The sequence below is a fragment of the Staphylococcus sp. GDY8P45P genome, assembly GCF_017892745.1.
Classification (GTDB): Bacteria; Bacillota; Bacilli; order Staphylococcales; family Staphylococcaceae; genus Staphylococcus; species Staphylococcus cohnii.
Genome location: NZ_JAESLS010000005.1, coordinates 53,725 through 68,007 on the forward strand (window position 1 = coordinate 53,725; position 14,283 = coordinate 68,007).

12 protein-coding genes are annotated in these 14,283 nt (G+C 33.3%); 9 read left to right on the forward strand and 3 right to left on the reverse strand.

Features of this window, described 5'->3' with window-relative positions:
• Positions 1 to 160: 160 nt before the first annotated feature.
• Positions 161 to 580, reverse strand: coding sequence for a nuclear transport factor 2 family protein (locus KA873_RS03785; RefSeq protein WP_107504545.1), 420 nt, complete (start codon positions 578 to 580; stop codon positions 161 to 163).
• 317 nt (positions 581 to 897) lie between these two features.
• Between KA873_RS03785 and clpB the strand changes: the two genes are divergently transcribed.
• The gene (gene clpB / locus KA873_RS03790) at positions 898 to 3,507 is read left to right on the forward strand and encodes an ATP-dependent chaperone ClpB (protein WP_107504546.1); all 2,610 of its coding nucleotides are present in this window, start codon (positions 898 to 900) and stop codon (positions 3,505 to 3,507) included.
• Positions 3,508 to 3,783: 276 nt separating this feature from the next.
• Here clpB and KA873_RS03795 read toward each other — a convergent pair whose 3' ends face one another.
• Complete coding sequence (locus KA873_RS03795) at positions 3,784 to 3,978, reverse strand: YjzD family protein (RefSeq protein WP_046208047.1); 195 nt, start codon at positions 3,976 to 3,978, stop codon at positions 3,784 to 3,786.
• A 228-nt stretch (positions 3,979 to 4,206) separates the two neighbouring features.
• On the opposite strand from KA873_RS03795, the gene KA873_RS03800 reads away from it, so the two are divergent.
• The 3 genes from KA873_RS03800 to KA873_RS03810 all read left to right on the forward strand — a co-directional run bounded on the left by KA873_RS03800 (position 4,207) and on the right by KA873_RS03810 (position 7,895).
• Positions 4,207 to 5,148, forward strand: coding sequence for a beta-ketoacyl-ACP synthase III (locus KA873_RS03800; protein WP_107384885.1), 942 nt, complete (start codon positions 4,207 to 4,209; stop codon positions 5,146 to 5,148).
• Between the two features lie 11 nt (positions 5,149 to 5,159).
• Positions 5,160 to 6,404 (forward strand): beta-ketoacyl-ACP synthase II, encoded by a 1,245-nt coding sequence (gene fabF, locus KA873_RS03805; RefSeq protein ID WP_107384884.1) that lies wholly within the window; start codon positions 5,160 to 5,162, stop codon positions 6,402 to 6,404.
• Between the two features lie 240 nt (positions 6,405 to 6,644).
• Positions 6,645 to 7,895, forward strand: a complete 1,251-nt coding sequence (locus tag KA873_RS03810; RefSeq protein WP_107386146.1) for an MFS transporter — start codon at positions 6,645 to 6,647, stop codon at positions 7,893 to 7,895.
• A gap of 36 nt (positions 7,896 to 7,931) precedes the next feature.
• Here the strand turns inward: KA873_RS03810 and KA873_RS03815 are convergent, their stop codons facing one another.
• Positions 7,932 to 8,306 (reverse strand): DUF3899 domain-containing protein, encoded by a 375-nt coding sequence (locus tag KA873_RS03815; protein ID WP_107384882.1) that lies wholly within the window; start codon positions 8,304 to 8,306, stop codon positions 7,932 to 7,934.
• A 244-nt stretch (positions 8,307 to 8,550) separates the two neighbouring features.
• On the opposite strand from KA873_RS03815, the gene opp3b reads away from it, so the two are divergent.
• The 5 genes from opp3b to KA873_RS03840 are packed head-to-tail and all read left to right on the forward strand — an operon-like array spanning position 8,551 to position 14,246.
• Positions 8,551 to 9,477: an oligopeptide ABC transporter permease gene (gene opp3b, locus KA873_RS03820; RefSeq protein WP_107384881.1), complete on the forward strand. Its 927-nt coding sequence runs from the start codon at positions 8,551 to 8,553 to the stop codon at positions 9,475 to 9,477.
• Positions 9,477 to 10,544 (forward strand): oligopeptide ABC transporter permease, encoded by a 1,068-nt coding sequence (gene opp3C / locus KA873_RS03825; RefSeq protein ID WP_107384880.1) that lies wholly within the window; start codon positions 9,477 to 9,479, stop codon positions 10,542 to 10,544. Before opp3b ends, opp3C begins: the two co-directional genes overlap by 1 nt.
• Positions 10,545 to 10,562: 18 nt before the next feature.
• Complete coding sequence (locus KA873_RS03830) at positions 10,563 to 11,648, forward strand: ABC transporter ATP-binding protein (protein WP_107384879.1); 1,086 nt, start codon at positions 10,563 to 10,565, stop codon at positions 11,646 to 11,648.
• A complete protein-coding gene (locus tag KA873_RS03835) occupies positions 11,638 to 12,579 on the forward strand; it encodes an ABC transporter ATP-binding protein (protein WP_181187560.1) in 942 nt (313 codons plus the stop codon). The genes KA873_RS03830 and KA873_RS03835 overlap by 11 nt, the downstream gene beginning before the upstream one ends.
• Positions 12,580 to 12,596: 17 nt before the next feature.
• A complete protein-coding gene (locus KA873_RS03840; RefSeq protein ID WP_107384877.1) occupies positions 12,597 to 14,246 on the forward strand; it encodes a peptide ABC transporter substrate-binding protein in 1,650 nt (549 codons plus the stop codon).
• Positions 14,247 to 14,283: the final 37 nt, after the last annotated feature.

The following is a 14,283-nucleotide window of genomic DNA, read 5'->3' on the forward strand; positions in this document are numbered from 1 at the left end:
TGAATTTATTTGTGTTTTAAATGAAAATTCACAATCGTCTTTATGCGTTTTGAAACGATATTACTAACCTTGTACTATGTCTGTACTCATATTAAGTTGAGAATATATTAAATGACAAGTATTTATTATTTATGAGTTGCAATTGTTAGGTAAAGTGAACTCAATATTTTCTATCACGCTCATTGATTGGGTAATCATTTGCACTCATATCTCTTCTCGTCATGAGGCCATTATTATTAAATTCCCAATGTTCATTGCCGTGTGTACGCATCCATTGATTTGTAGAGGCATCATACCATTCATACTCAAATCTAACTGAAATACGGTTGTCGGTGTAACACCATAATTCTTTCATCAACTTGTAGTGAAGTTCTTTGCGCCATTTTCTATATAAAAAGGATTTGATTGCTTCTCGACCTTCAAAAAACTCACTACGATTTCTCCATTGTGAATCTTGTGTATAAGCAAGACATACTTTTTCAGGATCTCTGGTATTCCATGCATCTTGCGCTAATTTCACTTTTTCTAAAGCTGTCTGTTTATTAAACGGCGGCGTTGGTCTTTTGATTACATTATTCATATATTTAACCTCCATTGTTGTATATTTACAATAATGCTAACATAACTTTAACGTAATGAGATATGTGCTATCGTTGGAAGTATAAAAATCGCTGTTAATTTAACAGTTTTTATGTAATCTATATGGATGTTTTAACAAATGTGTGTTGGGCAAATGTTATGATATGGTAAGCGTTCAAAACTTTAAAAAATAATTGAAAAACGAACCCTTTATTGTTGATTCTTGTCAAGAAGCGTAATATAATATAGATAAGGTCAAAGAAAGTCAAAGTCAAACTTACTTTATTGATCAATCATTAAATGGTGAGGTGAATCAATTTGGATATAAATCAAATGACCTATGCAGTTCAAAGTGCATTACAGAATGCAATTGAATTAGCTAAAACAAATGAAAATCAAAATATTGAAATTGAAGCTGTATTATCAGCAGCATTAACAGAAAATGAAAGTTTATTTAAAAGTATTTTCGATAGAGCGCATATTGATACAGAAAAATTAGATCAATCATATAAAGAAAAACTTAAAAAATATCCATCGGTCCAAGGGGATAATATTCAATATGGTCAATATATAAGTCAAAATGCTAACAATTTATTAAATAAAGCTGAAACTTATATGAAAAAATATGAAGATGAATATATATCCATGGAACATATCGTATTAGCTGCTATGGATATAGATGATACGACCAAACAATTTGTAGAAAATAAAAAAGAAGTAATAGAGGAAATTATAAAAAAAGTTAGAGGAGGCAATCGCGTGACATCACAAAATCCAGAAGCAAATTATGAAGCATTAGAAAAATACGGGCGTGATTTAGTTGAAGAAGTTCGTCAAGGTAATATGGACCCTGTCATTGGACGTGACGAAGAAATTCGTAATTCAATCCGTATATTAAGTAGAAAAACCAAAAATAACCCGGTCTTGATAGGTGAGCCTGGTGTCGGTAAAACAGCAATTGTCGAAGGATTGGCGCAGCGTATCGTACGTAAAGACGTGCCAGAATCACTGTTAGATAAAACAATTTTTGAACTTGACTTAAGCGCACTTGTAGCAGGTGCAAAATATCGTGGAGAATTCGAAGAAAGATTGAAAGCAGTACTTAAAGAAGTCAAAGAATCAGACGGAAGAATTATTTTGTTTATTGATGAAATTCATATGCTTGTAGGTGCTGGTAAAACTGAAGGTGCTATGGATGCAGGTAATATGCTTAAACCAATGTTGGCTCGTGGGGAGCTACATTGTATTGGTGCGACAACTTTAAATGAATATAGAGAATATATTGAAAAAGATTCAGCTTTAGAACGTCGTTTTCAAAAAGTAAATGTATCTGAACCTAATGTAGAAGATACTATTTCTATTTTACGTGGTTTAAAAGAACGTTACGAAGTATATCACGGTGTTCGTATACAGGATAAAGCATTGGTAGCAGCAGCTGAATTATCAGACCGTTATATTACTGATCGATTTTTACCAGATAAGGCAATAGATTTAGTAGACCAAGCATGTGCGACGATACGTACTGAAATGGGCTCAAATCCAACAGAATTGGATCAAGTGAATCGTCGTGTTATGCAGTTAGAAATTGAAGAGTCAGCATTGAAAAATGAATCTGATAATGCCAGTAAACAACGTTTGCAAGAGTTACAAGAGGAACTAGCAAACGAAAAGGAAAAACAAAGTTCTATTCAATCACGTGTTGAAGAAGAAAAAGAAAAAATAGCTAAACTGCAAGAGAAACGTTCAGAATTAGATGAAAATCGAAAAGCTTTAGAAGATGCTGAAAATAACTACAATTTAGAAAAAGCTGCTGAATTACAGCACGGTAAAATTCCACAACTAGAAAAAGAATTACGTGAATTAGAAGACGCTTTCCAAAATGAACAAAGTGAAGAAAATGATCGCATCATTCGTGAAATTGTTACTGATGAAGAAATAGGCGATATTGTTAGTTCTTGGACAGGTATTCCAGTATCAAAATTAGTTGAAACCGAAAGAGAGAAACTCCTAAACTTATCTGATATACTTCATGAACGTGTTGTAGGTCAAGATAAAGCTGTAGATCTAGTTGCTGATGCAGTTGTCAGAGCGCGTGCTGGAATTAAAGATCCTAATAGACCAATTGGTAGCTTCTTATTCTTAGGTCCAACAGGTGTAGGTAAAACAGAATTAGCGAAATCATTAGCATCAACTTTATTTGATTCAGAAAAACATATGATTCGTATTGATATGAGTGAATATATGGAAAAACACTCTGTCTCTCGCTTAATAGGTGCCCCTCCCGGCTATGTTGGACATGAAGAGGGTGGACAACTGACAGAATCAGTTCGTCGTAATCCTTATTCAGTTATTTTGTTAGACGAAATAGAAAAAGCACATTCAGATGTGTTTAATGTGTTGTTACAAATATTAGAAGAAGGTCGTTTAACTGATTCACAAGGACGAGAAGTAGACTTCAAAAATACTATTATTATCATGACAAGTAATATTGGTTCACAAATATTATTAGAAAATGTAAAAGATACAGGCGTGATTACTGAATCAACAGAAAAATCAGTAATGAATAGTTTAAACCAATACTTCAAACCAGAAATCATAAATCGTATGGATGATATCGTATTATTTAAACCATTATCCGTAAATGATATGAGTTTAATTGTTGATAAAATTTTAACACAATTAAACATTAGATTGATGGAACAACGTATTTCCATTGACGTTTCTGATAAAGCTAAAGCATGGTTAGGTGAGGAAGCATATGAACCTCAATTTGGTGCAAGACCACTAAAAAGATTTGTTCAAAGACAAATTGAAACACCACTTGCACGCAAAATGATTAGAGAGAATTTACCAGAAGGTACGTTAATAAAAATAGATTTATCAGATGATGGTTTAACATTTGAAGAAATCAGACCAGAAATAATATAAACTGAAAATAAATAGTACTTGAGATATCAACTCTCATAAAATAAGCCCGTAAGTGAACTAAGCAGTTCTTTTACGGGCTGTTATTATAATAATTCAGAATTTTGAATGTTCAGAGTGCTAATTAACAAATGGTATCAATGCAAAACCGTCATGACATATAGGTCATTTGAGATAGGATGTAGTAACAAAAAATGACAATTTCTNNAGAAATTGTCATTTTTTGTTAGTTCGAGGTATTTTACGTTCTGAACTTTTTTATTTGTATGTGATAAAAATTTAATGTTGTTCTTTCGTCTCATGCTTTGAAGGTTTAATAATCAAGTCAAATAATACGACAATGATTGTAAATACAATAGCACCAATAATAGGGGTAATTAAATTAAGTGCGCCCCCACCTGAAAGACTGTTAAGTACGAAATTTACCATTTGTAATAAGACAATAGACCAAAATAACACTGCGAGGTATTTCATTATGTAATGCCTCCAATTTAATATATATACATTCATTATAAATAAGAAAGCAGTATTTGTATAGTAGTAACTTATAAAGTATAGATTTTAATTGTGCTAACATTTACGATAAACTATAATAAATAATGTGATTTTAATGAGTATACTAGGTGAAGTTCTTGTATTGGAAATATGTATTATGTTAAATTAATACCTGGTATTAAAAAATTATTAAGAAGGTGTACAACCATGAACGTGGGTATTAAAGGTTTCGGTGCATATGCGCCTGAAAAAGTAGTAGAGAATGCCTATTTTGAATCATTTTTAGAAACTTCAGATGAGTGGATTTCAAAAATGACAGGTATTAAAGAAAGAAGATGGGCTGATGAAGATGAAGAGACGTCTGATTTAGCTTATCAAGCAAGTGTTAAAGCTATCAATGATGCTGGTATAGAACCAACTGATATAGACATGATTATTGTTGCAACATCTACAGGAGATTTTCCGTTTCCAACTGTAGCTAATATATTACAAGATAGACTTGGAATCGGAAAAGTTGCTTCTATGGATCAGTTAGCTGCATGTAGTGGTTTCATGTATGCAATGATCAATGCTAAACAATTCGTACAATCAGGTGATTATAAAAATATTTTAGTTGTAGGAGCAGATAAATTATCTAAGATCACGGATTACACTGATCGTTCAACAGCTATATTATTTGGTGATGGTGCTGGTGCAGTAGTTATCGGTGAAGTGTCTGAAGGCCGAGGCATTTTAAGTTATGAACTTGGGTCAGACGGTTCTGGAGGAGAATATTTATATTTAAATCCAGAAAATGGTAAGATATTTATGAATGGACGAGAAGTGTTTAAATTTGCTGTTAGAATCATGGGTGAAGCTTCAAATAATGCAGTTGCAAAAGCAAATTTAGAACCAAAAGATATCGATATGTTTGTACCACATCAAGCTAATATTAGAATTATGGAATCTGCAAGAGAAAGATTAGGTATACCAAAAGAAAAAATGAGCGTCTCAGTTGATAAATTTGGTAATACTTCTGCAGCTTCAATTCCTTTAAGTATCGCACAAGAATTAGAAAATGGTAAAATTAAAGATGATGATGTTTTAGTACTTGTAGGATTCGGTGGTGGTCTTACTTGGGGTGCTGTAACTATAAGATGGGGAAAATAGGAGGATAATTTATGAGCAAGGAACATCGCGTTGTAATTACTGGTATGGGTGTTTTATCTCCAATCGGTAATGATGCAAAAACTTCATGGAAAAATGCACTAAATGGTGTTAGTGGTATAGACGAAATAACACGTTTAGATACATCAGCATATAAAGTTCATTTAGCTGGTGAATTAAAAGACTTTGATATTGAAGATCATATAGATAAAAAAGAAGCGCGTCGTATGGATCGATTCACACAGTATGCTGTAGTTGCTGCAAGAGAAGCGGTCAAAGATGCAAAACTAGAAATTAATGAAAATACTGCTGATAGAATTGGTGTTTGGATTGGCTCTGGTATCGGAGGCATGGAAACATTTGAATTATCACATAGTCAATTGCTAGAGCGTGGTCCTAGACGTGTGAGTCCTTTCTTTGTACCGATGTTAATTCCAGATATGGCTACTGGCCAAGTATCTATTGATTTAGGTGCAAAAGGTCCTAATGGTGCTACTGTTACAGCATGTGCAACAGGTACAAACTCTATTGGAGAAGCTTTCAAGATTATCCAACGTGGTGACGCTGATGCTATGGTTACTGGAGGTACAGAAGCACCAATCACACATATGGCTATAGCAGGCTTTAGTGCAAGCCGTGCCTTAACAACGAATGAAGATAAGGAAACAGCTTGTCGACCATTCCAAGAAGGTCGTGATGGCTTTGTGATGGGTGAAGGTGCAGGTATTGTTGTACTTGAATCATTAGAATCAGCAAAAGCGCGTGGTGCAGAAATTTATGCCGAAGTAGTTGGATATGGTTCAACAGGTGACGCTTATCATATTACTGCGCCAGCACCAGAAGGTGAAGGCGGCTCACGTGCAATGCAAGCTGCGATTGATGATGCTGGCATTGAGGCCAAAGATATACAATATTTAAATGCACATGGCACAAGTACGCCAGTAGGTGATTTAACTGAAATTCAAGCGATTAAAAATACATTTGGTGAAGCAGCTAAAAACTTAAAAATTAGCTCTACAAAATCAATGACTGGTCACTTATTAGGTGCAACTGGTGGCTTAGAAGCAATCTTTTCTGCCTTATCTATTAGAGATGGACGTATCGCACCAACCATCCATGCTGAATCTCCAGACCCAGAATGTGATTTAGACATCGTTCCTAATAAAGCTGAAGATTTAGATATTACTTATGCAATGAGTAATAGTCTAGGATTTGGTGGCCATAACGCCGTGCTTGTTTTGAAAAAATTTAACGACTAAAATAATATGTAATGTTAAAGGCTGAGACAATTTATTTGTCCAGCCTTATTTATTTTGGCTAAATTTATTTAACAGATACGGAAATTTTATAAATAAGCTTTGGATAGTATAAAGTATGAAAAATTAATAATGCAGATAATTAATAGTAAAATACATGATTAATTTTGATATTTTGTATATTTATGACGTACACCTAATGTATAATGTGCTTTATATTTAGGTTAAAAGGAGGCAGTCAAGATGAAACGCTTCTCATCTTTATCAACAACTTTGAAAACACGAATGATTGCAGATTTTATCTTGATTATTGCAAGTCAAGCAATCATGCCTTTTATTGCACTTTATTTAACGAGTAAAGTGAACGCAGTTTTTGCAGGGACATTTTTAATTGTTAATATTGTGGTGAGTTTTATTGTGTCTTTCCTAGGTGGATATTTAGGCGATAATTATAATAGGAAGAAAATAGTGAATTATATCCATTTTTTATACGCAATTTGCTTAATTATTCTAAGTATTACGGTTACTATGAATGGCATCGGCTTACTAATTTTTTGCATTGCTGTGTTTATCTTTCAATTATTGTTTGCTGCAAGTGAACCAATATTTGAAGCGGCAATTATGGATGCTATATATGAAGATGTTAGAGAATATGTATACCAATTAAATTATTGGATGTTCAATATTGGTACAGCTATCGGTATGGCACTAGGTGCGTTGTTATACTTGGGACATAAACATTTATTATTTATCCTCTTCTTTATCGCAATGTTAGTGAGTTGGTATTTATTTGAAAAGTATTATAATGTTGAACAAATCATTAACAAAAAGGGAGATTTAACGACTAAGTTTAAACATTTTTTTGATAGTTATCGAGATGTAGTTAAAGACAAGTATTATATGATGCTAAATTTAGGTTATATGATGGTCATTATGGCTGAATTAAGTTTAAATTCTTATGTCGTGGTAAGATTGAAAGATGCTTTTGAACCATTATCTATTTTAGGTTTTTATATAGATGGTGTCAGAATGTTCACGGTCATTATGATTATTAACACAGTAGTAGTTGCAACTTTAACTTTTACTGTCAACAGAATTGTTGCAGCGACTTCAACTAGAATTGCATTTATGATTGGGATTGTCTTGTATACATTAGGATACAGTATTTTGACATCTGCAACATCGTTTTGGATTCTATGTTTGTTTTCAATTGTAGCGACGATAGGAGAATTAATATATTCACCTATCCAAAATGCACAAAGATTCTTAATGATTCCTGAAGATAAACGTAGTACGTATAGCACATTTGCGATGGTATCATTTTACGGTGGAAATATTTTAGCACGTTTTGGGCTTATTATTGGCGCATTTATATTGCCATGGATGATGTCAATCTATGTGGCAGTCATTGTTTTATTAGGATTTGTCTTACTTTATTATGCACTTTTCTGCAATCCCAACATTGATAATCGTAAACAAAAAAGGCTGGATTAGTTATTGTTATTAAATACAATTTCTAATCCAGTCTTTTTATATAGCAAATGATATGAAAATAGAAATAATGACATAAATAAGATTACAAAGAAAAGCAATTTTTACCCAAGAAGAGACAATATAAACATCTTTTTTAGGTTGAGTAGGTTTAAAAAATTCATCATTTTCAAACGCACTTCTATGTTTCTTTTTTGTCAATTGGTATTTTAGCCTTCTAAAACCAAAACTCGTGGGATCTAAAATGCCTTCTTGTACAATCAAAATGATAAAAAAGACAATTGCTAAGAGCATAGAGACATAAAATAAAGTATTAATAAAGTTTATCCAAGTATGGTTTGAAAATAGCCATAAAATAAATGAAATTATGGGTGTAAAAAGTAAAAAAATTACTAGGTGCTTTAAATATTTCATGTTGGCGCCCCCTAAAAAGAATTAAATTAATTGTAACTTAAGTTAACTAAAAAATGAATAAAAATTACTATAAATTCGTTAACAACAGTATTTAATTAGAAGTTTAAAATTAAATAATTTTTAATTTCTTTAATAAAGTAAAGCAATAGAATATTGATTAAAATCTTAACTAAACGTATAATGTTATTAAATATTCTGAATATTGCGAAGGGAATGTTTAATTCGATTCAAAGGGGGATACGATATGCTTAAATATGTTTTAAAGCGACTGGGTTATATGATTTTGTCATTATTCATTATCATTACCATTACATTTTTCTTGATGAAACTTATGCCAGGTTCACCGTTTAACGATGAAAAATTAAATGAAGAACAAAAGCAAATTCTTAACGAAAAATATGGTTTAAACGATCCAGTACCAGTTCAGTATGCGAGTTATTTAAAGAATGTTGTTACGGGGGACTTTGGTAACTCATTCCAATATGATAACCAACCAGTTTGGGAATTAATCAAACCAAGATTATTACCATCTTTAGAAATGGGTTTAACAGCGATGGTGATTGGTGTCATACTCGGTTTAATTTTAGGGGTTATTGCAGCAGTCCGGCAAAACACTTGGGCTGACTATACAGCTACTGTAATTTCAGTTATAGCGGTTTCGGTACCATCATTCGTATTAGCTGTTTTATTACAATATGTATTTTCAGTAAGGTTGCAATGGTTCCCAGTAGCAGGTTGGGAAGGTGTTTCAACAGCAGTTTTACCATCTTTAGCACTATCAGCAGCAGTTTTAGCGACGGTAGCAAGATACATAAGAGCAGAAATGATAGAAGTGTTAAGTTCAGATTATATTTTACTTGCACGTGCCAAAGGTAATTCAACAATGAGAGTATTATTTGGACACGCATTAAGAAATGCTCTGATTCCAGTAATTACAATTATTGTGCCAATGTTGGCAAGTATATTAACAGGTACTTTGACAATTGAGAATATTTTTGGTGTACCAGGGTTAGGGGACCAATTCGTAAGATCGATTACCACGAATGATTTCCCAGTAATTATGGCGACAACCATTTTATTCAGTACACTATTTATAGTTTCTATATTCCTTGTAGATATATTATATGGTGTTATTGACCCACGTATACGTGTACAAGGAGGTAAAAAATAATGGCTGATAATAAAAATGAAAATTTAAATCAAGATTATTCAAATGCAGTTATGTCACATACCTCAGAAGGAATTCCAGCATCAGACTTTATTAGAAGTAACAATGACATTGAAAAAGAGCCAGAAATACAAAGAGAGAGTAAAAACTTTTGGCAGGATGCATGGTCACAACTAAAGCGTAATAAATTAGCGGTAGTTGGTATGATAGGGTTAATTATTATCATTATTTTAGCGTTAATTGGCCCTTTATTTAGTGCACATGACTATGCTGAACAAGATGTTGAAAGACGTAACTTGCCAGCAAAAATACCTGTTCTAGATCAAATTTCATTTTTACCATTTGATGGTGAAGGTGCTCAAGGTAAAGATGCGTATAAAGAAGCTGGAGTGAAAGAGAATTTTTGGTTTGGTACAGATCAATTAGGTAGAGATTTGTGGTCTCGTACTTGGCAAGGTGCACAAGTATCACTATTCATCGGTGTTGTTGCAGCACTGCTTGATATTTTTATAGGTGTTATTTATGGCGCGATTTCAGGATTTTTTGGAGGCCGTATTGATAATGTGATGCAGCGTATTATTGAAATTGTTGCGTCTATCCCAACGTTGATTGTTGTTATTTTATTCGTTTTAATTTTTGAACCATCTATATGGACGATTATATTAGCGATGGCTATCACAGGTTGGATTGGCATGAGCCGTGTGGTCAGAGGGGAATTCTTAAAATTAAAAGGTCAAGAATTTGTATTAGCATCTAAAACACTAGGTGCCTCTAAACTTAAATTAATATTTAAACATATATTACCTAATACTTTAGGGGTTATTGTAGTTACATCCATGTTTACAGTACCGAATGCAATCTTCTTCGAAGCATTCTTAAGCTTTATTGGTATCGGGGTACCAGCGCCAAGAACTTCTCTTGGGTCACTTGTAAATGAAGGTCGAGCAATGTTATTGATTCATCCACATGAATTATTTATTCCGGCTATTATTTTAAGTTTATTAATACTATTCTTCTATCTATTTAGTGATGGGTTACGCGATGCATTTGATCCGAAAATGCGTAAATAATAAAGGGGGCAACATTTTATGTCAGAAAGAATATTAGAAGTGAACGATTTGCATGTTTCCTTTGATATTGACGCAGGGGAAGTGCAGGCAGTACGTGGCGTGGATTTCTTTCTTGATAAAGGAGAAACGCTGGCGATTGTTGGTGAATCAGGTTCAGGGAAATCAGTGACAACAAAAGCTATTACAAAATTATTCCAAGGCGATACTGGAAGAATTAAAAAAGGTGTTATTAATTTCTTAGGTGAAGACTTAGCTAAAAAATCAGAAGAAGAATTGATTAAATTACGAGGTAAAGATATTTCTATGATATTTCAAGATCCAATGACTTCGTTAAATCCTACAATGAAAATAGGCAAGCAAGTCATGGAGCCATTAATGAAACATAGAAATTACAATAAGGCAAATGCGAAGAAAAGGGCGTTAGAAATATTAAATCTTGTAGGATTACCAAACGCTGAAAAACGTTTTAATGCCTATCCACATCAATTCTCAGGTGGACAAAGACAAAGGATAGTCATTGCGACAGCACTTGCATGTGAACCTAAAGTATTAATTGCAGATGAGCCAACTACTGCACTTGATGTAACGATGCAAGCACAAATATTAGAATTGATGAGAGAATTACAAAGCAAAATAAGTACTTCAATCGTTTTTATCACACACGATTTAGGTGTTGTTGCTAATATAGCTGACAGAGTAGCTGTTATGTATGGAGGACAAATGGTTGAAACAGGAGATGTAGATGAAATATTTTATGACCCTAAACATCCATATACTTGGGGGTTACTATCATCGATGCCTGATCTGACAACTGGTACAGATACAGCATTATTAGCTATTCCAGGTACACCACCAGATTTATTACACCCACCTAAAGGAGATGCGTTTGCTGAACGTAGCCAATATGCATTAGATGTAGACTTTAAAACTCCACCACCATGGTTCAAAATTTCTGATACACATTTTGTAAAGTCTTGGTTACTTGATGAACGCGCACCGCATGTTGAACCACCAGAAATGGTACAAAAACGTTTACGTAAGATGCCTAATAATTACGATAAGCCGCAACAGGTAGAAAGGGTGGCGTTTGATGATGCAAAATAAAGACATACTTTTACAAGTGAAAAATGTTAAACAATATTTTAATGAAGGAAAGCGTAGCGAAGTACGTGCAATTGAAAATATTTCATTTGATATTTATAAAGGGGAAACATTTGGACTAGTTGGTGAATCTGGTTGTGGAAAATCTACTACTGGTAAAGCAATTATTAAACTCAATGATGTAACGAGTGGAGAAATTCTTTATGACGGTGTAGACATTCAAAAAATAAAAAACCGTAAAGATTCTTTGAAGTTTAATAAAAAGATGCAAATGATTTTCCAAGACCCATATGCTTCATTAAATCCAAGGTTAAAAGTCATGGATATAGTGGCAGAAGGGATAGACATCCATAAGCTTGCTAGTGGAACAAAAGATCGTAAAAGAAGAGTTTATGATTTATTAGAAACGGTGGGACTTAGTAAGGAACATGCCAATCGTTATCCACATGAATTTTCAGGTGGTCAAAGACAACGTATCGGTATTGCTCGTGCATTAGCAGTAGAACCAGAATTTATTATTGCAGATGAACCGATATCAGCGTTAGATGTTTCAATTCAAGCACAAGTTGTCAATTTGTTATTAAAGTTGCAAAGAGAACACAATATTACATTTCTATTTATTGCTCATGACCTTTCGATGGTGAAATATATTTCAGACAGAATTGCAGTTATGCATTTTGGTAAGATTGTCGAATTAGGTTCTGCAGATGAAATATATAATCATCCGTTACATCCTTATACGAAATCATTACTTTCAGCAGTGCCACAACCAGATCCTGAAAGTGAGCGTACGCGAAAAAGAACAGTGTATAAAGAAGACATGTCCAAAAACGATCAACGGTCTTTGAACGAAATACAACCAGGGCATTTTGTATTTACTACGGATGAGGAAGCAGAAACATTAAAATCTCAAATACAAGCACCATCAGTATAAGGGAAAGGGGGATTAATATGAAAAGGATTAAACTATTTGTAGTTTTATTAGCTTTAACTGTAATCGCTGCGGGATGTAGTAGTGCTGAAGGTGTTTACTCGGATAAAGGACAAGTATTTAGAAAAGTTATATCACAAGATATTTCTTCTTTGGATACTGCCTTAGCCACTGATACTGTATCGTTTGATATATATAACCAAGTGTATGAAGGTTTATATACATTAGATAAAAACGATAAAGCTCAACCAGGTGTTGCTAAAGAGATGCCAGAGAAAAGTAATGGTGGAAAGACATTGACTATTAAACTGCGTAAAGATGCTAAGTGGTCCAACGGTGACCCTGTTACAGCTCATGATTTTGAATATGCTTGGAAAAGAGTTGTTAATCCAGAAACAGCTGCTGAATATGCTTACATAATGTATGATATTAAAAATGCTGAAGACATTAATATGGGGAAAAAAGATGTTGATAAATTAGGGGTTACAGCTTTGAATGATCATACATTGAAAGTTGAATTAACAAAACCAATCCCATATATTAATGAAATGTTCGCCTTTGGAGCATTTATGCCACAAAATGAAAAAGTTGTGAAAAAGAATGGCGAGCAATATGCTACAACTGCAGATAAAACAGTCTTTAATGGTCCGTTTAAAGTTAAAGATTGGAAAGTTGAAGATAAAATTCAGTTAGTTAAAAATGAAAATTATTGGGACAAAGAAAAAGTTCAATTAGATCGTGTAAATTATAAAGTGTTAAAAGATCAGCAAGCAGGTGCATCACTTTATGACACTGGTTCTGTAGATGATACGACCATTACTGCTGACCAAGTAGATAAATATCAAGATAATCCAGGATTAAAAAAACGTTTATTGGCTAGCACGTTCTATATTAAAATGAATCAGGATAACGTACCAGAATTTAAAAATAAAGACTTGAGGTTAGCCATTGCACAATCTATCAATAAAGAGGGATATGTGAATTCAGTAAAAAATAATGGATCAGAAGCGACAGATGGATTTACTGCTAAATTAACGGCAGAAACACCAGATGGTAAAGACTTTGCTGAATCCATAGATTCACCACTGACTTATAATCCTAAAGCGGCCAAACAACATTTTGAAAAAGCAAAAAAAGATTTAGGTATTAAAAATTTAACATTTACGATGAATACTGAAGATACACCAGATGCAAAGGTTTCAGCTGAATATATTAAAGCACAGGTAGAAAGTACCTTGCCAGGTGTTACTTTGAAGATTAAACAATTACCATTTAAACAACGTTTAAATCAAGAGTCTTCTGAAACATTTGAAGCATCGTTATCAGGTTGGGGGCCAGATTATCCAGACCCATTGTCATTCTTAAATATTATGACTACAGGTAATTCGCAAAATAATACTGCATGGAGCAGCAAAAAGTATGACCAACTTATTAAAGATGCAAATGGTAAATTATTGAAAAAACCTGAAGAACGTAACGCAGCAATGAAAGAAGCAGAAGAATTGTTACTCAATGATGCGCCAGTAGCACCTGTTTATCAAAAAGGTGAAGCACACTTAACTAATCCTCAAGTTAAAGGGTTAATTTATCACCAAATCGGCGGCGATACATCGTTAAAAGAAGTGAAAATTGATAAATCAATTGACCGTGAAACAGGTGAAAAAAAATAAAATGAAGTAAAAGGTGAAAAAGAAGCCTGAGTACAAT